This is a genomic window from Corynebacterium tuberculostearicum SK141, from assembly GCF_000175635.1.
Taxonomy (GTDB): Bacteria; Actinomycetota; Actinomycetes; order Mycobacteriales; family Mycobacteriaceae; genus Corynebacterium; species Corynebacterium tuberculostearicum_C.
On record NZ_ACVP01000023.1, the window covers coordinates 142514 to 163574 of the forward strand.

Here is a 21061-nt window from a genome sequence, read left to right on the forward strand (position 1 = left end):
GCCATAAAAGCTCATTAGGCAGGGGTAATGAGCGCAATCGTTTCAAAGTGGTGCGTTCCGGGGAACGCGTTAATGAGTGCCATCTTTTCTATTCCGTATCCGTGCTGGTTCCAGTATCCCAAGTCGCGCGCGAAGGTGGCGGGGTCACATCCCACGTGAACGACCGTCTGGGGTGCAGCGGCCGCCACGGAACGAATCACATCCTCCCCTGCTCCGGTGCGCGGCGGATCAAGGACTACAGCGCCAGGCTTGGGAAGCTGTGCGGCGACTTGCTCGACCTTTGCGGACTTTACTTCCACATCGCAGTCCGCAAGGGCGGCTTGTTCCCCGGCCGTAGCCGCCGGTGAATAGTCCACGGAGATAACCTTGCCCTGCACGGCATGGGCCAGTGCGGGAACGAATAGGCCAACGCCACCGTAGAGATCCCAGGCGGTGTGCTCTTGGTACTCGCGGCCCCCGAGCCACTCCGCTATCAGATCGGTATACGCGGCCGGTGCGTGGCTGTGGGCCTGCCAGAAGGCGGTAGCAGGAAAGCTAAACGTCCGCCCGTCGACATGCTCGTGCACCTTGCCGCTGCCTTCTACCACCTCACGGATGGTCTCCACGCGGCGCCCGCGCGGGGCCTTGCGGGTTTCTACCACGTGTCGGTTGCCATCGCCATCGAGAACGGCGATGACCTCAGCGCCTGGGGTAAATCGGCGCGCGCCCTCTCCAACGAGCCCCTCTGCCAGTCCCGGAGCCAGCTGCGTACAAGCAGCGCCCGTAACAAGCTCATTGGACCGACGCTGACGGGTTCCGGCGCGCCCTTGCTTGTCGACGCCCCACCTCACCCGCGTGCGCCATCCCCGAACCGGCTCTAGAGTGTGCTGCTCAATGTTTAGTTCCTCGCCGGTGACAACGCCGGTGCGGCGCAGCTGCTCCGACAAGATCTCTGCCTTGATTCCGGTTTCGGCCGCGGGATCCAGCTCGGCAAAATCGCAGCATCCTGCTCCCTGCGCGGCAGCGGGACAAGACGATGGCACGCGCAGCGGCCCAGGGCTTAGTACGCTTTCCAGCTCTGCCTTAATGAACGACTTCTTTACACGGCCGGCCGTAGCTTTTACGACGTCGCCGGGAAAAGCGCGAGGAACGAATACCACTCGCCCATCCGGCGCCTGGCCAATTCCTTCCCCGCCGTGCGCCATGCGGTCAATGGTGACCTCAAGACTATCGCCACGGCTCATCGTTGATTCAGTCATTTTCTGCCTCAGACTTTTGTTCTCGTTCTGCGTTAGTGTGCTCACCTGTGCCCGCCGCTGCGTCAACGGCTGCATCCGCGCGGCGCACCATCCACACGGTCAGCGCCGTAACTAGAAGCGTCAATGGCCACCCCATCAGGATTCGGGTCACCCCTAAGGCAGTGGTTGCATCCGCATCATAAATGGCGCGCTGAACAACAAAGCGGGCCAGGAAGATGACCGCCCACCCGCCGGTAGCGATGGCATAAGCCCGGCGCGCCTGAGCAACCTTTTGCCACTGCATTTCCTCGCCATTAATCCCCTTCCAGATGACACCCACAGCGGGCCACCGGAAGAGGATTGATAGTACCGCGGCAATGCACAGTGCCAACGACATCCAGATGCCGTACAAGAAATACCCTTTGGCGTCACCGGTAAACCAGGCGATGGCAGCGCAAAGAGCCACTCCCAGCAGACCCGATATGGCCGGCTGCAGGGTCTCTTTCCGGACAACCCTCCAGAGTGCAATAACAACGGCCACGCCGAGCGCCGCCGCCAAGGCTGGCCCCAGCCCAAAGAAATTATTGACAGGAATCAGCACAATGACCGGCAAGGTGGCCGACACGAGCCCTGATATGCCACCCATCTGCTCCAGCAAGGTGGGTTCGGCAGCAGACTCCTCAGAGTCCAGGTTCTTAGCGTCCGGGGAAGGGTGCGGCGAGGAAGAATGTGTCACGTGGTTTACTGCTTTGCCTAGTTCTTGGAATTAGGTGCAGATCCCTCATCGGGATTCTGCGGGGACGATCCATTCTCACCCTGGTGTGGGGTACCGCCCAAATCGCGCAGGTGTTGTTCCGCCTCTGCTTCTGCCGCAGGGTCGGGGCCGCCCACGCCGTTTTCTGGGTGGTGCTGAGCATTAGCGGCTGCCTGCTGTTCTTGCTGGCGCTGGTCCATAGCCTGCTTGACCTGCTCTACGAGCTGCTCGGGCATGATGACCGGCAAAGCATTTCCTGCCAAGATGGGGTCTTCCCCGCGGTAGACGAAGGTACGGGCGGCCACCTCGCGAGCCATGTCTGCGAGGTCTGCTTCCATGCCGGCCGGCGCGGCCAGGGTCATGCGCAGCATCCAGCGCGGACCGTCTGCACCGATGACGCGGACCTGACCGTTGTCGTTCTTGCCCACGACCTCAGCACCCCAAGGGCCTGGCTCGGTAGTAACGGTAAGTCCGTCGCGGCTCATGCCCTCCTTGATTTCCTCCACGGATTCTGCCCACTGGCCTGGCTTACGTGGGGCGGCAAAGGCTACGGGAGTAATTCGGCCTACCTTGGTCACGATGTGCAGCATTCGTGGGCCCTGTTCGCCCATTTCCACCTGTACCTGGGATTCCTTTGGCAGTGGAATGCGCAGGGACCCCAGATCTAATACGCCGATGGAAAAGTCACTGAAATCGAAGGTCTCGATATCGACGGAGTCGCCGTCAAAGGGGCCGGTCTGGCCATTGATGGCATCATGGGCGAATTCGCGGGGTTCATTGCCAGAAGCCGCCGCGGCATCTGCTGCGGTGTCGCCTACTGGAGCATAAGTTTCCTGCGCTTCTGTATCCGCGGACTTGGGGTCCGCCGGCTTTTCGCTTTGGGCTGCAGGCTTTTCCTGAGCCTTCTTTTCTTCGTCGTTCTTCTTGCCAAAGGGCCAGATTCCCATGGGCGCTATGTCCTTTCTAAAAGTTTCGTTGATTCTCTACTGCTTTAACTACACACCGGTAGAGCCATAGCCGCCGGCTCCGCGGACGGTGTCATCCAATTCTTCAACCTCAGCAAACCCCACCAGCTCTACGCGCTGGACCACGAGCTGAGCGATGCGCATGCCGCGTTCGATCTCAATGGGTGTATGCCGGTCGTGGTTGATGAGGCAGACCTTGATCTCCCCGCGGTAATCGGCATCTACCGTGCCCGGGGTATTGACAATGGAAAGCCCTTGCTTGGCGGCTAGTCCGGAGCGCGGGTGAATTAAACCGACCGTTCCTAGTGGCAGCGCAATGGCAATCCCGGTGCCGACGAGGACGCGCTCGCCGGGTTGCAGGGTAAGAGATTCAGCTGCATAGAGGTCCGCACCGGCGTCACCACGGTGTGCGCGGTGCGGCAGCGGAAGCTCCTTATCCAGGCGCTTGACTTTAACGTCCCCAAAGGGGCTTTCTGGTTGAGAATGCGGAATCGAGTCAGTCACTTGGCCAATCCTACCTGCCTTGGGAGGTTCATTCTGCGGCGCGTGTGGACTAGACTGACTAGACGTGTCTGATAAATCTGCTACTTCCGCAACTCCGGCACCGTCAAGCGCCGCTTCGGCACAGGGCACGGTGGCCCCTCAGGTTCTGTACCGCGAACGCCAATGGGTCCCTTGGTACTTTTGGCTTTTTGCAGCCGCCATCGTGGGGCTTACTTCCGCTACCGCCGGCCTCAATCGCTCCATGTGGTGGACCATTATTCCCGCGATCCTCCTTGGTGCTATCGCCGTGTGGGTACTTATTACCTGGTCCAATACAGTCATCAAGGTAGAGCGCGACCCGGACGGAACGCGTTGGCTCACGGTCAAAGATGCCCAATTGCCTAACGACGTCGTCTCGCGGTCTATCACCGTTCCCAAATCTGCGCGGCGCAATGCCCTGGGCCCGCAGTTCGATCCCGCGGCGTTTTTGGTCTCCCACGCTTGGGTGGATGAGCACGCCATGATGGTGCTCAATGATCCAGAGGACGATACTCCTTATTGGCTCATCGCCTCGAAGGATCCGGAGGCTTTGCTCCACGCTTTCGTTCCGGAACAGCACTAATCTTTATTGACTTCGCACACCACAGAAAATGTGGTGGCTGCAACAGCAAACCCCGCACTCGGCACGTAGAAAATTGCCAAGTGCGGGGTTTCGTTTCTGCTGCGTATTCCTTTAGGCGCAATCCTTGCAGATTGGCTGGCCGTCCTCTTCGTGGGAGTAACGCTTATTGGACTGCACCAGGAAACACGAGCCGCAGGTAAACTCATTTTCCTGACGTGGAACTACCTCAACATTAAGCTCCTCGCCCGTGAGGTCTACTGATGGCGGCTGGAAGGCTTCGACGATTTCTCCGTCATCGTCCATGCCGTTGTTATCGCTCTCAGCGGCTTTGAGTCCTTCTAGGGAGTCAGTTTCGAGTTCATCTTCCGCGCGCCGGCGCGGTGCGTCATAATCGGTGGCCATAATGCACGCCCCTAATGGTCAAGTTGCTTTAAGGAATGGGTATTTATCGATCGCGCATAGTAAAGCACAAATGGCTAGATGTCATCTCACCGCTCGCCGGCGTGGGAAACTATTACCCCCGCAGCGATTCCGTGGCCCTGTGCGCTGCTAAAAGCTTTTCGAATGCGGGGGCCAAATCTGCCCCCGCGGCCCAGGTAAGTTCACCATCAGCGGAGCCTTTATCAAAGCCTGGATGGCGCACCACCGCACCTGCCTCGCGAGCAATGATTGCCCCTGCGGCGAAGTCCCACGCATTGATACCGTGCTCAAAGTAGGCATCAACGGTTCCCTCTGCCACCCTGCATAGGTCGAGCGCGGCAGCGCCGATGCGGCGAATATCACGCACATTAGGCAGGAGCTTGGTGAGAAGCTCGGCTTGGGCTGCACGCCGGTCAGCTTCGTAACCAAAGCCGGTGGCCACCAAGGCCAACGCAGGATCTTGTGTCTGGCCACACCGCAGTACGTGCTCAATTCCGTCCGGGCCGGTGACCGTGGCGCCCTGGCCGGCTGCGGCAGCATAGGTACGCCCGCGCGCCACGTTGACCACCGCGCCAGCTACGAGGTGCCCTTGGTATTCCGCACCAATGGATACGGCGTAGTCCGGCACCCCGTAGAGGAAATTCACGGTGCCGTCAATCGGATCGACAATCCAGGTAACCCCACTGGTCGATTCCACATTGGCGCCTTCTTCGCCAAAGATTCCGTCCCCGGGGCGCTGGGTGCGGATGGTGGTGGCAATGAACTCCTCTGTCGCGGTATCGACCTCCGTTACGGGATCTACGTCGCTGGACTTGGTGTGGGTATGCGCCGCGATGCCGTCACCTGCTACGAGTTCTGCGCGCCGCGCAGTAATTAATTCCGCAGCCCGCGTGGCGGTAGAAACGGCAAAATCCCGCAATTGGAGAAAATCGATCTGCTCAGTCATGCCAACTATTGTGCCTTCTTCTAGACTGTCGGGCATGACTACTCTTTCTGGCCATTCCTTTGGCATCGATATCGGCGGCTCCGGCATTAAAGGCGCTGAGGTGGACCTTGCCACCGGCGAATTCGTGGGTGAACGCATAAAGATCGCCACCCCACAGCCATCTACGCCCCATGATGTTGCCAAGGTGGTAGCCCACATCGTGCAGGAAAAGCAGTGGGACGGCCCCGTTGGCATCACCCTGCCTTCCGTGGTTCGCAACCAGGAAGTCGAGACTGCGGCAAATATTTCCAAGGAGTGGATGGGGGTCAACGCCACAGAACTCTTTGCGGACTACCTGGATGCAGATTTTGCCGTGCTTAACGACGCCGACGCGGCGGGACTAGCCGAGGTTGCCTACGGAGAGGACATCGCCAAGCAGGGCTCCGTTATCTTCCTAACCCTGGGAACCGGTATTGGTTCGGCCTTCTTCCTGGACGGCCAGTTGTTCCCTAATACCGAACTGGGGCACCTCACGGTGGGCGATGACGAGGCTGAGAAGATTGCGTCCTCGGCCGTGAAGGACCGCGAGGGACTCAAGTACAAGCAGTGGACTAAGCGACTCAACAAGGTCCTCGCGGAGTATGAAAAGCTCTTTAACCCGCAGGCCTTCCTCATTGGGGGTGGGATTTCCCGCAAGTTTGAAAAGTGGGGCCCACACCTTGATATTGAAACCCCCGTCATGCCTGCACAACTGCGCAATCGCGCGGGAATTGTCGGAGCTGCGATGGCGGCGGTAGACGGTTTGAAACCATAAGATTTACGCACTGCTGGTAACCCTATCCACCGGCAGGTTGGAAAGATCCTCTATACTGGGCGGTCGATCCTAAGTTAAATAGCTCTAGGGCGTGTCTGGCCTGCATAAGGCCACAACGCGCTAACATCACACTGATGCACGAGCGCCCCGCTAGGGCGCACAGAGCTGTTTCAATCAAGAAGTTAGTCGAAAGGGCGTACGTGGCAGCCACTGAATCTTCAGACCAGGCACTCGGCGAGGGCGAAAACGCCGCTGAGGCATCTACTCCTGCAAAGAAGACCGCCAAGAAGACGGCAAAGAAAACCGCGAAAAAGACGGCTAAGAAGACGGCCAAAAAGACCGCTAAGAAAACAGCCAAGAAGACTGCGAAGAAGACCGCCAAAAAGTCGGCCAAGAAGACCACTAAGAAGTCTGCGAAAAAGGCCACTAAGAAGACGGTCCGCAAATCCGCGGCAAAGAAGCAGGAATCCCCAGCCGAGTCCGAAAAGCAGGCACAGCCGGAAGCAGAAGAGGAGCTCGAGGAGGACGAGCACGACGAAGACGTCGACTTCGATCCCACCAATGCGGACATCGAAGACGATGATGACTTCGACGCCGGCGAAGACCTCGAGGACGATGACCTCGAAGAGGACTTGGACGACGACGATGAGGAAGAAGAGGAAGACTCCTCTTCCGTCTGGGACGAGGAAGAGTCCGCTGCGCTGCGTCAGGCACGCAAGGATGCGCAGTTAACCGCCTCTGCTGACTCCGTCCGTGCCTACCTCAAGCAGATTGGTAAGGTCGCCCTGCTCAACGCCGAGCAAGAGGTTTCCCTGGCCAAGCGCATCGAGGCTGGCCTGTACGCACAGCACCGCATGGATGAGATGGAAAAGGCCCGCGCCGAAGGCGATAAGGCCGCCAAGCTCTCCCCCATGGAAAAGCGCGACCTGCGCAGCATCGCCCGCGATGGCCGCAAGGCCAAGAACCACCTTCTGGAGGCCAACCTGCGTCTGGTGGTTTCCTTGGCGAAGCGCTACACCGGCCGTGGCATGGCTTTCTTGGATCTCATTCAGGAAGGCAACTTGGGTCTAATCCGCGCGGTGGAGAAGTTCGATTACACCAAGGGCTATAAGTTCTCCACTTACGCCACCTGGTGGATCCGCCAGGCCATTACCCGCGCCATGGCTGACCAGGCTCGTACCATCCGCATCCCAGTGCACATGGTGGAGGTCATCAACAAGCTGGGCCGCATCCAGCGCGAGCTCTTGCAGGACTTGGGCCGCGAGCCTACCCCGCAGGAGCTGGCGAAGGAGATGGATATCACCGAGGAAAAGGTGCTCGAAATCCAGCAGTACGCCCGCGAGCCCATTTCCTTGGATCAGACCATCGGTGACGAAGGCGATTCCCAGTTGGGTGACTTCATCGAGGATTCCGAGGCCGTCATTGCGGTCGACGCCGTATCCTTCACCTTGCTGCAGGATCAGCTCCAAGACGTGCTGACTACGCTGTCCGAGCGTGAGGCCGGCGTGGTTCGCCTCCGCTTCGGCTTGACCGACGGCATGCCGCGCACTTTAGACGAGATTGGCCAGGTCTACGGGGTTACCCGCGAGCGCATTCGCCAGATCGAGTCCAAGACGATGTCGAAGCTGCGCCACCCGTCCCGTTCGCAGGTTCTGCGCGATTACCTCGACTAATCGCTGCAGCTGCAGAACCGTAGAAAGCCCGCACCAACTTCGGTGCGGGCTTTCTGTATAGCTACTCTCTAGCCATCGTGGGCCGTTCTACCACTTGCGCAGGTATTCGATGCGCTCGCGCAGCTGGTCGGCGTTGCACAGCGCGGTGGGCGGGCCGCCACAGGCCTTGCGGACCTCGGTGTGAATAGCACCGTGCGGGCGGCCGGAGCGCTGGGCAGCGATAGAGACGACCGTATTGAGCTCTTTGCGCAGCTGGCCTAGCTCATCGACAACTCCGGTGTCGCTGGACTCAGACTCCATAGACTTCTTCCGTGAGGCCGGCGCATAGTCCATGCCGTAGAGCTTGCGGCGGTGAGCTTCCTCGGCCTCAGCCGCGCGACGAGCCTTTTCTTCCGCCTCACGGCGGTCCATTTCCTCAGATTGTTTCTTGCGCAGCAGATCCTTGACTTGGTCCGCATCGAGCAACCCGGGAATACCAAGGAAATCGGCTTCTTCATCCGTGGTCATGTCCCCAGTGTTGAACTGAGAACCGTTATAAAGCAGGCCCGAGAACTCTGCCTCGGCACCAAGCGACTCATAAGACTTCTCCAACATGTCTGGTTCGGTCTTTTTCTGATTCGCCTGCTCTAGCAGATCGTCGTCCCAGCCTTCCTTGTCGGGCTTTTCTTCACCCAAGACGTGGTCGCGGGATTTTTCCATATTTTCGGCCAAGCCCAGCAGGACAGGAACCGAAGGAAGGAAAACCGACGCCGTCTCACCCGGCATGCGCGAGCGCACGAAGCGGCCGATGGCCTGGGCGAAAAAGAGCGGGGTCGATGCCGAGGTAGCATAAACGCCCACCGCTAGGCGCGGGACGTCGACGCCCTCGGACACCATGCGGACTGCCACCATCCACTCATCGGTGGACTCAGAAAACTCCTGAATGCGGTCCGAGGAGCCGGGATCATCAGACAAAATCACCGACACTGGCGTATTAGAAAGCTGTTTGAGGATCTTGGCATACGCGCGTGCGGTCGTCGTATCCGAAGCCAGCACCAGGCCGCCGGCATCCGGCATATTGCGCCGCATTTGCATCAGGCGGGTATGCGCCGCCTGCAGCACCGCAGGGATCCACTCGCCCTTGGGGTCCAAGGCGGTGCGCCACGCTCGGGCGGTTTGCTCCGCATTCATAATGTCGCCCAAACGGGCTGCATGTTCCTCGCCGGCCGAGTCGCGCCAGCGGGCTTCGCCAGAGTAAGAAAGAAAGACAACGGGGCGCACGACGCCGTCGGCAAGCGCATCGCCATAGCCATAGGTATGGTCCGAGCGGGATACCTTGTGCCCCTCCCCATCGTCCACGTATTGGACGAATGGAATGGGCGAGTCATCGGAGCGGAAAGGCGTACCGGTCAAGGCCAGGCGGTGATTGACATCGTCGTAGGCTTCCTTGACGCCATCGCCCCAGCTCTTGGCGTCGCCTGCATGGTGAATCTCATCCAGGATCACCAAAGTGCGCCGGGCAGAAGCCACCGCGCGGTGCTTGAAAGGGTGCATACCCACTTGCGCATAAGTCACCACAATGCCGTCCATCGAGGGATTAACGGCGGAGGAATTGCTAAACGCCGGATCTAGAGCCAGACCAACGCGCGCGGCAGCGCTAGACCACTGGGTCTTGAGGTGTTCGGTAGGCACCACCACGATTACGCGCTCGACCGTACGGTCTTCCATGAGCTCGGTGGCAATGCGCAGCGCGAAGGTAGTCTTTCCGGCGCCCGGGGTCGCCACCGCCATGAAGTCCTGCGGCTTAGTGGCGAGGAATTTATCGAGGGCGGATTGCTGCCAGGCGCGAAGGTTAGTCTTTTTAAAAGTCCTCACTTGCGGCGCAGACCCTTATACACACGCTCACAATCGGGGCATACCGGAGAACCCGGCTTTGCCTGCTTGGTCACCGGGAAAGTTTCGCCGCACAGCGCAACGACGTACTTGCCGTTCACCGCGGAATCGAGGATGTGATCCTTTTTGACGTAGTGGAAGAACTTCGGCGTGTCATTATCCGTCGTCGAAGTGTCTTCACGAATATCTGGCCGTTCAATTGTCTTCGTAGTCGTAGTCACGCACTCCATTTTGCCGCATCGGCATCGAACTTTGCGAGTCAGGCGGCTACCCTTGGAGAACATGTACACGTCATGCACGCCAGCCACTGCACCCCTCTCCCCTTATCGAGGGAACGCCGACGCGCACGAGGGGAGCCGAGTCTAGGTTGTTTGGCAAAAAAGAGCGCTACCTCATCACAGATGCCAAGCTCTCGCCTGGCCAGGACCGCAAGCGCCGCGAAATTCGGTACGGAATCTTTCAGTTTTTGCGCGTTCCTTCCCTGCTCATCGCCGGCTTCTTCCTCTATATGCATTGGTGGCTTTTAGCCGCCATCATTGTCGGCGTGACATTTCCCCTCCCCTGGATAGCCGTGGTGATTGGCAACGGCAGGGGAGAAAAGAAGGATAAGCGCGAGAAAAACGTGTACAAGCCAGCCATGAACCGGCAGCTTTATAGCCAGGCCCACGCCCCACAGGTATCCGGCGGCACCGCCCGACCTATTGAGGCACACCACGACATCATCGATCACGAAGAAGAGTAAAGGACTCCTGCCTACATGACGACCGCTTTTGGCCCCGACTTTGATGCCCCCGCGCTAGCCAAGCTGGCCCCTGAGCTTTCCGACGTCTTTACTGCCGCCGGTTTTACTACCGATGGCGTAGCTGGGCACCTAGGTCCGGAAGTTACCGAGGCCCTCTTCCGCGGCGAACCCGCACCAGTTGCGCTCGCCGCGCACAGCGAATCTCAATTGGATCTTTTGATCCGCTTCTTCCTCCTGCATCAACACCTGCCGGCCACGCTTTTGGGCGAGGCGGTAGGCGCGCGCCTGGCTACCCAGTTGCTGGATGCCAATGTTGCGCTTGCCGACGCCCATGGCAAGGCCTACATTGCCCTCGATATCCGCCCCCACACCATCGTTGGCGCCAACCGTCTCATCTTCTCCGACGTCGACGCCTCCTTGGTCGACCACGTACCTGGCCCAGACCATGTGCTTGGCGTTGGCGCGGCAAGCCTCTCCCTACTGCAATCCACACCAGTAAGCCCAGTGGGCAGCGTCTTAGATCTAGGCACTGGCTCGGGCGTCCAATTGCTGGGGCAGCTCGATTGCGCTGAAAAGATTACCGCCACCGACGTGCATGAGCGTGCGTTGGAATTGGCCGAGGCTACCATTGCCGCCACTGGCGATAGCGAGAAAGTGGAATTGCTGCAAGGTTCGTGGTTCGACCCCGTAGCCGGCCGCCGCTTTGACCGCCTCGTAGCTAACCCACCTTTTGTTGTTGGCCTTCCCGAAGTTGGCCACGTCTACCGCGATTCCGGGTTAAATCTGGACGGTGCCAGCGAACTGGTTGTCTCTCGGGCCACCGACCACCTAACCCCCGGCGGAACGGCTCACCTTCTGGCCGCTTGGGTACACACCAGCGGCGAGACCTGGCAACAACGCGTTGCTTCCTGGCTGCCGGACAAAGGAATTGCTGCCTGGATCATTCAGCGCGACGTAGCCGATCCCGCACTCTATGTGTCCACCTGGCTCGAGGACGAATCCTTGGATGTACGCTCCTCTGAAGGACAAGAGCGCTCACGCGCCTGGCTGGAACATTTCCAGCAACATGAGGTCAATGGCATTGGCTTTGGATTTGTCGCTATCCAACGCATCGGCGACGATGAACCTGCCGATATCTTGGCCGAAGATATGCCGCAGGCCTTTAGCGACCCACTTGGACCTGAAGTAGAAGAATACTTTGCCCGCGTGGCGTGGTTGCGCGACCTCGTACCCGGCGAGCTACAGGGAAAGCACTTCCAGGTACGCCCGGGGCTGGCACGCGAAGATATCAGCACCCCAGATGCGGAATTGGGCCAGGGCTTTACTCGGGCCGCTCTACGCCTTACCCGTACCGACGGTCCGCGCTGGAGCCACGAAGTAGATGAACACATCGCTGCCATTGTCGCCGGACTCAACCCACAGGGCTTAAACCTAGAAGAAACCATTGGCCTGTATGCGGCGGCGCATGGTTTCGACGAAGAAGAACTCACCGCAGCCGCCCTACCCGCCGTAATCGATATGGTCCGACATGGCCTGCTTATCCCAGCCGATCTCCTCTTGGATACGGATTCGCCAGACCTCAGCTAAATCCACACTGTCCCCCACTCGCTATATAAGGAGAAGTAAACCATGCGCGCAGTTTTGACTCGGGTATCAGAGGCCACAGTGACCGTCGATGGAGAAACCGTAGGAGCCATCGATTGCCCCGAAACCGGTGGTCTTCTCGCTCTAGTTGGTGTCTCGCGCGAGGATATGGATGATTGGCAGCCCCGCGCTGAGAAAATGGCACGCAAGATTGCAGAACTGCGCATTCTTGATGGCGAAGTCTCAGTCATTGATGCCGGAGCGCCCGTGCTTGTAGTGAGCCAATTTACTTTGTACGGCCGCACCGCCAAAGGGCGGCGCCCTTCGTGGGCGGATGCCGCCCCAGGACCCGAGGCCGAACCGGTCATCGCGGCGATTATTGCGAACCTCAGGGAACGCGGCGTGTCAGTAGAAACAGGCCAATTCGGGGCTAAAATGCGCGTTTCCTCTGTGAACGAAGGACCTTTCACCGTCTTGGTAGAGACCTAGCCCGCACCCTCTATTTCCGCCCCGCGAGATCTGAAAATCGTGTTAAGCAGGCCCTTTTACAAACGTTTCCGTGACTCACACCACTTTTCCGGATTCCGTGTAGAGCAAGCCATAAAGCCCTGCGGAATGCAAATTCTCAGAGAGTGATAAATGCCCTACTCCCAGTGCAATAATTTATTATCACTCTGCAAGATTTTGTTCTATACTGAGGGCACAGCGAAGCAAAAGGGCTGGATATGCAGGATGCGAGATAGTTTCTCAAAATCCTACAAACGCAAAATTGAGTGAGAAAATTTTTCTCAATCATGGTTGCAGAAGCCCAAACGCTTCGGCCGACCAACTAAATGTAGGAAAGAAAATGTCCCACTCAATCACGCGGCGCAACAAAGCCCAGCACCCAGAGAACCAGGCTGAGATGCCCCAGGATCTCAAGACCTCCAAGGCAGCTCCCTCCTCCAAAGAATCCGCACCAGCCCCTGGCATTGACACCCCGTTCGATGGCCAGGAGGGTGCACCGAAGTGGAATAAGGAAGACACCGTATGGATGCTCTCCCTGTTCGGCACCGCAATCGGCGCCGGCGTCCTCTTCCTCCCCATCAACGCCGGTATCGGCGGCATCATCCCACTAATCATCATGACGGTCGTAGCACTGCCTATGACCTTCTGGGCTCACCGCGGAATGACCCGCTTGGTACTGTCCAGCTCCAAGCCAGACGGTGACCTCACGGACGTCGTCGAGGAACACTTTGGCAAGAAGGCCGGCGTTCTGATGAACATCCTGTACTTCCTGTCGGTCTACCCCATCCTTCTGGTTTACTCGGTAACCATCACCAACACGGTCAACTCCTTCCTGGAGCACCAGCTCGGAATCACTCCGCCGGACCGCTGGCTTACCTCCCTCCTGCTGGTAGGCGGCCTCATCCTAGTCGTCCGCATGGGCAAGGACGTCGTAGTTCACGTCATGTCCTACCTGGTCTACCCATTCATCGGCATCCTAGTTCTGCTTTCCCTCTACCTCATCCCGAAGTGGAATACCGCGCTCTTTGATTCCTTCGACCTCAACGTAGCTCGCGAGGCTTCTGGCCACAGCATGGGCGTTACCCTGATGCTGCTGGTTCCGGTTATGGTCTTCTCTTTCAACCACTCCCCGATGATTTCCTCCTTCGCCGTTGACCGCCGCCAGACCTACGGCAAGTTCGCTGAGGCTAAGTCTCGCAAGACCTTGCTCCGCGCAGAAATCCTCATGGTCGTCGTGGTTATGTTCTTCGTCTTTTCTTGCGCCCTGAGCCTCTCCCCGGCTGACATGGCAGAAGCTAAGGCACAAAACATCACCATCCTGTCTTACCTGGCAAACCACTTCGATAACCCACTTATCCAGTGGATTGCACCAGTCATCGCCATGATTGCAGTTGCTAAGTCTTTCCTCGGCCACTACCTCGGCGCAGCCGAAGGCTTCGAAGGCCTCGTCATCAAGGGCAGCAAGAACGCAAGCAAGGACGACGCAGAGTCCGCCCACAAGCTCGATACCATCACCCTCATCTTCATGCTGGTCACCGCTTGGCTCGTCGCTTGGGCTGACCCATCCATCCTGGGCATGATTGAAACCCTGTGTGGCCCGACGATTGCCATCATGCTCTTCATCATCCCAATGGTCGCCATCCACAAGGTTCCTGCGCTGAAGCGCTACAAGGGCAAGGCTTCCAACTACTTCGTCTTCTTCATGGGCCTCGTCGCCCTAGCAACCATCATCTACTCCATCGTCCAGGCCTTCTAAGCACCGCCGCAGACGAGAAAATCGCAGAGGATTCAAGGAAAGAACAATGTTCATCAGCATCTTCGATATGTTCAAGATTGGCATCGGCCCCTCAAGCTCACACACTCTTGGGCCAATGAAAGCCGGCAAGGCTTTCGTGGACGAGCTCAAGGAAAAGGACCTCTTTGACAAGGTCACTCGAGTTCAGGCAAATGTCTACGGCTCCCTCTCCCTCACGGGAATCGGCCACTCCACCGACAAGGCCATCCTCCTCGGTCTCGCCGGTGAAGAGCCAGAGACGGTTGATATCGACGGCATCTCCGAATTCATGAAGAACGTCCGCAGCAGCGAGAAGCTCATGCTGGGCGGCTCCCACGAAGTAGAATTCCCCAAGGACGGCGGCTTCTACTTCCACGACGAGTACCTGCCAATGCACGAAAACGGCATGTGTCTTATCGCCTTCGCTGGCGAGGAAGACATCCTGCACAAGACCTACTACTCAGTCGGCGGCGGTTTCATCGTCAAGCAGGAAGACTTTGCCAAGCGCACCGACGCCAAGGTTGATATCCCCTTCCCATACGCCAGCGCCGCAGAGATGCTTGAGCTGTGCGAGAAGAACAACATGACCCTCCCGGAGCTGGGTCTTGCCAACGAGTTGGCACTGCGTTCCGAAGAAGAAGTCAACGAGCACCTGGGCAAAGTTCGCGATGTCATGTACACCGGCATCAAGCGCGGCTCCGCTACCGACGGCCCACTCCCAGGCTCCCTGCTTGTCCCCCGCCGCGCCGCTGCCCTCAAGCGCCGCCTGGAGCAGTCCGAACCGCACGATGGTCTGAACATCCTCAGCTGGGTCAACATGTTCGCACTGGCCATCTCTGAAGAGAATGCAGCCTGCGGCCGCGTTGTCACCGCGCCTACGAACGGCGCCTGCGGCGTTGTCCCGGCAGTGCTGGCCTACTACGACAAGTTCGTTGAGCCCGTTACCACCGAGATGTTTGCTGATTACATCTTCGCCTGCAACCAGATTGCTTCCCTGTACAAGATGAACGCTTCCATCTCTGGCGCTGAGGTCGGCTGCCAGGGAGAGGTTGGTGTAGCGTGCTCCATGGCTGCTGGCGGTCTCGCCCAGCTCATGGGCGCTACCCCAGAGCAGGTATGCATCGCAGCTGAGATTGGCATGGAGCACAAGCTAGGCCTGACCTGTGACCCAGTCCTTGGACAGGTTCAGGTACCCTGCATTGAGCGCAACGCTGTCGCTGCCGTTGACTCCATCACAAGCGCCCGCATGGCGCTGGAGCGCGAGAGCAAGCCATGTGTTTCTTTGGACGAAGTCATCTGGACCATGTATAAGACTGGTAAGGATATGAACGCCAAGTACAGGGAAACCTCACAAGGTGGCCTGGCCCTAGCAGTTCACCCACCAGTTCCGGTGTGTGGATAGAGACCACCCTGTAAAGAAGCGATGAGCCGGGTGAGCACAGCGCTAAGCCGCTTGTGTTCATCCGGCTTTCTTGACGCCATCCCCCTTCCGCCTATTCGCTTCCGTGTGATATCTTCTCTATAACATGACAGGAATTAAAGGACATGCTTCAGCTAATGAACTTCCCTAGCGGCAGTGCCTCCGAAGAAAATTTCCTCGAGCAGTACATTCCCCTCGTCGAATTCCTCGGTAAGGCAATGGGCCCCAACACCGAAATCGTGCTCCACGATCTCGACGTTCCCGATAAATCCATCATGGCCATCGCCAACGGCCACATCTCCGGCCGGCAGCTAGGCGGCCCCGTGACCGACTTCGCTTTGTGGTTTATGAAACAAGGCGATGCCGCGGCAATCCCCATGATGACCGGCTACCGCGCCGTCAATGCGGAAGGCAAGATTTGCCGCTCGTCTAGTTATTTCATCCGAGACGACTCCGGACATATGCGCGGCATGCTGTGCATCAATGTTGATGTTTCCGAGTTGGTACATATTCGCGATGCTGCCGCTGCACTTATCGGCAACGCCGATGATCCCGCATTTGATAAGTCAAAGGCTTTTGGCGGCTACCCCGGCGCGGAGGAGCAGCCACAGCGACCCATTGCGGTACCAGACCCGGTCCCAGAAGACGAGGCTGCGGAAGAGGAGCCGGAGAAGGAAGAAGTCAGCGAATCTTTGCGTTCCAACGTGGAGCACCTTCTGGATTCCATGCTGAACTCTGCGATTTCTAACCAGAGCACGCCAGTACCTCGCATGCAGCGCGAGGAGCGACTCGAAGTGGTCTCTGACCTTGAGGATGCAGGATTCTTCCTTCTTAAAGGCGGAATTGCCGCAGCTGCAGAGCGCCTCGGCGTATCTGAGCCCACCATCTACCGCTACCTCGTACAGGTGCGTGGATAGTAGTTCCACATTTCTAGCTACTCGCCGCTCGTAGCCGTTCCCCGTGGTACCTCTCCCCCGAAAAGGTGGATTTGCACCACGGGGAACAACTGTTTTTAATGATTCTCTCCGCACCGGGAACTAAATCGCTAAAGACTCCGTTGTACTTTGTGAAACCGGCGACAAATTCAGGAGGCTTCACCATGACGAAGACATCTGCCACCACCGCCAAGGGCACTTCAAGTGCCACTACTGATGAAGAACAGGAAGTAGACCGCGGATCTCGCCGCAACCAAACCAACGATAACCCTTCTGCCGACCTCGTCCGCGTTTATCTCAACGGCATCGGCAAGACCGCACTGCTCAGCGCGGAAGATGAGGTAGAGCTCGCTCAGGCCATCGAGGTTGGTCTGTACGCGGAGTACAAGCTGAATAACGCAGAAAAGCTCACCCGCGCGGAAAAGCGCGACCTTAAGATCCTCGCCCGTGAAGGCAAAAAGGCACGTTCCCACCTGCTCGAAGCCAACCTGCGCCTCGTTGTCTCGCTGGCAAAGCGCTACACCGGCCGCGGTATGCCACTGCTGGATCTCATCCAGGAGGGCAACCTAGGCCTTATCCGCGCAATGGAGAAGTTCGATTACGCCAAGGGATTTAAGTTCTCCACTTATGCCACGTGGTGGATCCGCCAGGCAATTACCCGCGGCATGGCTGACCAGTCCCGCACCATTCGCCTCCCCGTCCACTTGGTGGAGCAGGTAAACAAGCTTTCCCGCATTAAGCGCGAGATGTATCAATCCTTGGGCCGCGAAGCTACTAACGAGGAGCTTTCGGAAGAATCCGGCATTGATGAGAACAAGATTGAAATGCTGCTGCGCCAGTCGCGCGATCCGGTCTCTCTCGATATGCCGGTAGGTACCGATGAAGAAGCTCCTTTGGGTGACTTCATCGAAGATGCGGAAGCTACCGATGCTGAAACTGCGGTCGTCGCTTCTATGCGCCACTCCGATATCCGCGGCGTGATTGACACCTTGGAAAAGCGCGAGCAGGACGTCATCCGCCTACGCTACGGCCTCGATGATGGTGTTCCGCGCACCTTGGATCAGATTGGTCGCCGCTTCGGCCTCTCGCGCGAGCGCGTACGCCAGATTGAGCGCGAAGTCATGGCGAAGCTGCGCGATGGCAATCGCGCCGATCGCCTGCGCGAGTACGCTTTGTAATCCACGCCTACTGCATTCGGCAGCACATCCTCTCCCCGGGCCCATCTGGCAACGTACCGCCATGGGCTCGGGGTTTGGCGTTGATAAGGCATCGGCTTGGTTCTTAGCGGCGAGCCAAGCCTTAGGTAGGCTAATCTGGACTGCAGAGTCTAGAAAGCGCTTTCCCGTTCTTGGGCGGGACTATAGCCGCGTAACTGTATTCACACAGAAAGGTATGCCCACGTGAGGGACCTAGTTGATACAACGGAGATGTATCTGCGGACCATCTACGAGCTAGAGGAAGAAGGCATTACTCCCCTGCGCGCCCGCATTGCGGAGCGTTTGGAGCAGTCCGGGCCTACGGTTTCCCAGACTGTAGCTCGCATGGAGCGCGATGGCCTTTTGCACGTGCGCACCGACCGCAGTTTGGATCTCACGGACAAGGGCCGCGACCTAGCTACCGCAGTCATGCGCAAGCACCGGTTGGCAGAGCGTTTGCTTACCGACGTCCTGGGGCTCGACATTGCCAAGGTCCACGACGAGGCCTGCCGGTGGGAGCACGTCATGAGCGAAGAGGTGGAAAAGCGCATGGTCGCCGTTCTCGATGACCCGACGCGGTCCCCCTTTGGCAATCCTATTCCGGCGCTGTCTGCACTTGGCTTCGATGTTCCGCAGCCGGATCAGGGCACCCGGGCGGTCGATCTCCCCAATGGCGAGCAGGTCTCCGCGACCGTCATCCAGGTCAATGAAATCCTGCAGGTTGATGATGGCACCTTTCAGGAGCTCACCGATGCCGGCATTCGTGTGGGCGCCAAGGTATCTGTAGTCAATAACAGCGGCACGATCACACTGTCGACACCGGAAGGTGGCAGCGTCGTGCTTTCCGACGATTTGGCGCACGCAGTGCGCGTGGAGGTATAGCTATGAAGCTTCTCGTCACAGGTGGCGCCGGCTATGTAGGCAGCGTCTGCGCCGCAGTATTGGTCGAACAAGGCCATGACGTAACCATCATCGATAATTTCTCCACCGGCAACCGCGAGGCCGTTCCGGAAGCTGCCCGCGTCATCGAGGGCGACGTCGCGGACAAGGCTGCCGAGGTCCTGGGCGAAGGCGGCTTCGAAGGCGTCATTCACTTCGCTGCGCGCTCCTTGGTGGGCGAATCCGTCGAGAAACCAGTTGAGTACTGGCAGCACAACGTCGTTACTACCCTTACGCTGCTGAATGCCATGCGGGATAACGACGTCAAAAACCTCGTCTTTTCCTCCACCGCTGCAACCTACGGTGAGCCCGACCAGGTGCCGATTACGGAAGACATGCCAACCCAGCCCACCAATCCGTATGGTGCGACCAAACTGGCCATCGACTACATGATCACGTCCTTTGCCCACGCCTACGGCCTGGGCGCTACCTCGCTGCGCTATTTCAATGTGGCTGGCGCCTACGGAAATATTGGCGAGAACCGCGAGGTAGAAACGCACCTCATCCCCATCGTGTTGCAGGTTGCTTTGGGCCACCGGGATAAGATTTTCATGTTCGGTGATGACTGGGATACCGCAGACGGCACCCCAGTGCGTGACTACATCCATATCCGCGATCTAGCCGACGCCCACGTGCTTGCCCTTGAGTCCAACGAATCTGGCGCCCACCGCATTTACAACTTGGGTTCTGGCGATGGGTACTCCGTCAAGCAGGTCATCGAGATGTGTCGCAAGGTCACCGGACACGACATTCCGGCTGAGGTGGCCCCACGCCGCGCGGGCGACCCAGCTACGCTCATCGCTTCCTCTGAGAAGATTCAGCGGGAGCTCGGGTGGAATCCCACCCGAACGGACCTGGAAACCATCGTCACCGACGCGTGGAACTTCACCCGACAGCTTGGCGATAAGGCACATTCCGCAAAGCGGTCCTAGACGCCGCGCGTGTTAGGCGGGGCTGTCGACGCGGAGCCCCGCCGCCTCGCGGGCTAGCTCGCAACCATGGCATAGGCTGGAGACCAACCGCTTTCCCATGCCGCTGCGATATCCCTGCGTTATGAGGCGCCCCAAATTGTGATGGGGCGCCTCTTCTACTACTACGGAAAGCGCCGGACCGGCATAAATTCCGAATTCATGGGACACCTGGCTAGCAGCATACAAAGCTAGGGCGTTATAGCGAATAGAGCCCTGGAATGTACGCGCTACCGCCAATAGCAGGTCACCTGCTTCCTGCGGCGCGGAGACGAGCTCCGTAATGACTAGGTCGCGGGTCCAAGTGGTAGACATCCACATGGCTGCCACACACAACAATTCTTCATTTTCTAGGGTTTCCTCCAGCGATTCGACTTCGCTGAGCACATAGCGAACATCGGCAATGAGGTGTTTGACCACCTGCACTGGATCTGAAGTGCCGTATCCGTGCCCGGCGCGCAGTTGGCGGGCAATCTCTTCGGCGCATCGCTCCATGGCCCTAATCTCTTCTTCCCCAAAGTATGGGTTCGGGTCCTTGAAGCGCTGGACCAAGTCATGACGGTTCAGTTCCGGAAGCATGCCGTTATTCACGCAGGCGCGCATCGTGTGGCTCGTCGAGATGGCGGGTATGGTTCCTTCCATCCAGTTCTGCAGCGGGCCCTCGCCGCTTTCTGTGGCGTGGCCAAAGATGAGGTCATAGGCGGTATCGGTGGATAGTTCTTCGGCCAGCCAGCAGGCATCGATGCCCATACCTGTCCGGTCTTGGAAATGGTAAAGAGACTGCAGAATATCCCAGAGCTCTCCTTCCTCGCGCTGGGAGAGCACGAAGCAGAAAATGATTTCAGGGTTTCCGCAGTGAAACGCTTCCATCACCTCGTGCAGGGCACCAGGCACATCGTGCAAATCGAGGCGGGCTACTGGTCCGATGCTGTGTCCGCGTTGGCTGGGTTGGATGGAGATGAGGATGACTGATTCAGTGGGAAAGAATCCGAGGATTCCTGGGATATTGGCGAGGATATCGCCGGGCGTACGGATGGGCTGAGTTGGTGTTGTGATGTCCATGGCCCCAGCTTCAACCTCGCGCGCAACTCTGTATAGGCCACCAGGGGCTAGGTGGCGAGGATCTGTGGATAGGTGGGGTGAAGGGGGCGTCGGCAAGCGGCTTTCCACACCCCGCCCGGGATTGCGCTGGCAATGCGCAGCGGTTTGGGGCACAATTGTTTATTTAACCTCGCAGTGCGCGCGGGAATA

Annotated in this window: 21 protein-coding genes; 12 read left to right on the plus strand and 9 right to left on the minus strand. The window is 58.5% G+C overall.

Annotated elements, in window-relative coordinates:
* Positions 1-14: 14 nt before the first annotated feature.
* The 4 genes from CORTU0001_RS07170 to dut are packed head-to-tail and all read right to left on the minus strand — an operon-like array spanning position 15 to position 3440.
* Entirely contained in the window at positions 15-1238 is a 1224-nt protein-coding gene (locus CORTU0001_RS07170) for a class I SAM-dependent RNA methyltransferase (protein ID WP_005328555.1), read from the minus strand.
* Positions 1231-1953 carry a DUF3159 domain-containing protein gene (locus CORTU0001_RS07175; protein WP_005328556.1) on the minus strand — a complete coding sequence of 241 codons (723 nt, stop codon included), beginning with the start codon at positions 1951-1953 and terminating at the stop codon, positions 1231-1233. Before CORTU0001_RS07175 ends, CORTU0001_RS07170 begins: the two co-directional genes overlap by 8 nt.
* A 17-nt stretch (positions 1954-1970) precedes the next feature.
* Positions 1971-2918 carry a DUF3710 domain-containing protein gene (locus tag CORTU0001_RS07180; RefSeq protein WP_005328557.1) on the minus strand — a complete coding sequence of 316 codons (948 nt, stop codon included), beginning with the start codon at positions 2916-2918 and terminating at the stop codon, positions 1971-1973.
* Between the two features lie 48 nt (positions 2919-2966).
* The gene (gene dut / locus CORTU0001_RS07185; RefSeq protein ID WP_005328558.1) at positions 2967-3440 is read right to left on the minus strand and encodes a dUTP diphosphatase; all 474 of its coding nucleotides are present in this window, start codon (positions 3438-3440) and stop codon (positions 2967-2969) included.
* A 130-nt stretch (positions 3441-3570) separates the two neighbouring features.
* Here dut and CORTU0001_RS07190 point away from each other — a divergent pair, with 130 nt between their 5' ends.
* A complete protein-coding gene (locus CORTU0001_RS07190) occupies positions 3571-4041 on the plus strand; it encodes a DUF3093 domain-containing protein (protein WP_005328559.1) in 471 nt (156 codons plus the stop codon).
* A 111-nt stretch (positions 4042-4152) separates the two neighbouring features.
* Here the strand turns inward: CORTU0001_RS07190 and CORTU0001_RS07195 are convergent, their stop codons facing one another.
* Together CORTU0001_RS07195 and CORTU0001_RS07200 are read right to left on the minus strand one after the other, a co-directional pair.
* Positions 4153-4443 (minus strand): DUF4193 domain-containing protein, encoded by a 291-nt coding sequence (locus CORTU0001_RS07195; RefSeq protein WP_005325023.1) that lies wholly within the window; start codon positions 4441-4443, stop codon positions 4153-4155.
* 112 nt (positions 4444-4555) lie between these two features.
* Positions 4556-5443 (minus strand): inositol monophosphatase family protein, encoded by an 888-nt coding sequence (locus CORTU0001_RS07200; protein WP_034668434.1) that lies wholly within the window; start codon positions 5441-5443, stop codon positions 4556-4558.
* Here CORTU0001_RS07200 and ppgK point away from each other — a divergent pair.
* The gene (gene ppgK / locus CORTU0001_RS07205; RefSeq protein ID WP_005328563.1) at positions 5442-6200 is read left to right on the plus strand and encodes a polyphosphate--glucose phosphotransferase; all 759 of its coding nucleotides are present in this window, start codon (positions 5442-5444) and stop codon (positions 6198-6200) included. The genes CORTU0001_RS07200 and ppgK overlap by 2 nt on opposite strands.
* 134 nt (positions 6201-6334) lie before the next feature.
* Positions 6335-7873, plus strand: coding sequence for an RNA polymerase sigma factor (locus tag CORTU0001_RS07210; RefSeq protein ID WP_208853861.1), 1539 nt, complete (start codon positions 6335-6337; stop codon positions 7871-7873).
* An 87-nt stretch (positions 7874-7960) separates the two neighbouring features.
* Here CORTU0001_RS07210 and CORTU0001_RS07215 read toward each other — a convergent pair whose 3' ends face one another.
* Together CORTU0001_RS07215 and CORTU0001_RS07220 are read right to left on the minus strand one after the other, a co-directional pair.
* Positions 7961-9727: a DEAD/DEAH box helicase gene (locus CORTU0001_RS07215; RefSeq protein WP_005328565.1), complete on the minus strand. Its 1767-nt coding sequence runs from the start codon at positions 9725-9727 to the stop codon at positions 7961-7963.
* A complete protein-coding gene (locus tag CORTU0001_RS07220) occupies positions 9724-9975 on the minus strand; it encodes a DUF3039 domain-containing protein (protein ID WP_005325062.1) in 252 nt (83 codons plus the stop codon). The genes CORTU0001_RS07215 and CORTU0001_RS07220 overlap by 4 nt, the downstream gene beginning before the upstream one ends.
* Before the next feature lie 137 nt (positions 9976-10112).
* Between CORTU0001_RS07220 and CORTU0001_RS07225 the strand changes: the two genes are divergently transcribed.
* The 9 genes from CORTU0001_RS07225 to galE all read left to right on the plus strand — a co-directional run bounded on the left by CORTU0001_RS07225 (position 10113) and on the right by galE (position 19774).
* Entirely contained in the window at positions 10113-10487 is a 375-nt protein-coding gene (locus CORTU0001_RS07225) for a DUF3099 domain-containing protein (protein WP_005325064.1), read from the plus strand.
* Positions 10488-10502: 15 nt separating this feature from the next.
* Positions 10503-12074: a DUF7782 domain-containing protein gene (locus CORTU0001_RS07230; protein WP_005328570.1), complete on the plus strand. Its 1572-nt coding sequence runs from the start codon at positions 10503-10505 to the stop codon at positions 12072-12074.
* Between the two features lie 42 nt (positions 12075-12116).
* Positions 12117-12560 carry a D-aminoacyl-tRNA deacylase gene (gene dtd, locus CORTU0001_RS07235; RefSeq protein ID WP_005325066.1) on the plus strand — a complete coding sequence of 148 codons (444 nt, stop codon included), beginning with the start codon at positions 12117-12119 and terminating at the stop codon, positions 12558-12560.
* A gap of 358 nt (positions 12561-12918) precedes the next feature.
* On the plus strand, positions 12919-14334 hold the full coding sequence (locus tag CORTU0001_RS07240; RefSeq protein ID WP_005325068.1) for an SLC5/6 family protein: 1416 nt from the start codon (positions 12919-12921) through the stop codon (positions 14332-14334).
* Between the two features lie 46 nt (positions 14335-14380).
* Positions 14381-15754, plus strand: a complete 1374-nt coding sequence (locus tag CORTU0001_RS07245) for an L-serine ammonia-lyase (RefSeq protein WP_005325070.1) — start codon at positions 14381-14383, stop codon at positions 15752-15754.
* A gap of 143 nt (positions 15755-15897) precedes the next feature.
* A complete protein-coding gene (locus CORTU0001_RS07250) occupies positions 15898-16689 on the plus strand; it encodes a helix-turn-helix transcriptional regulator (RefSeq protein WP_034668437.1) in 792 nt (263 codons plus the stop codon).
* Between the two features lie 182 nt (positions 16690-16871).
* Positions 16872-17885 carry a sigma-70 family RNA polymerase sigma factor gene (locus tag CORTU0001_RS07255; RefSeq protein ID WP_005325073.1) on the plus strand — a complete coding sequence of 338 codons (1014 nt, stop codon included), beginning with the start codon at positions 16872-16874 and terminating at the stop codon, positions 17883-17885.
* A gap of 222 nt (positions 17886-18107) precedes the next feature.
* Positions 18108-18785, plus strand: coding sequence for a metal-dependent transcriptional regulator (locus CORTU0001_RS07260; protein WP_005328577.1), 678 nt, complete (start codon positions 18108-18110; stop codon positions 18783-18785).
* 2 nt (positions 18786-18787) lie between these two features.
* Positions 18788-19774 (plus strand): UDP-glucose 4-epimerase GalE, encoded by a 987-nt coding sequence (gene galE / locus CORTU0001_RS07265; protein ID WP_005328578.1) that lies wholly within the window; start codon positions 18788-18790, stop codon positions 19772-19774.
* Positions 19775-19786: 12 nt separating this feature from the next.
* Here galE and CORTU0001_RS07270 read toward each other — a convergent pair whose 3' ends face one another.
* Positions 19787-20872 (minus strand): DUF4192 domain-containing protein, encoded by a 1086-nt coding sequence (locus CORTU0001_RS07270; protein WP_005328580.1) that lies wholly within the window; start codon positions 20870-20872, stop codon positions 19787-19789.
* Between the last annotated feature and the right edge of the window lie 189 nt (positions 20873-21061).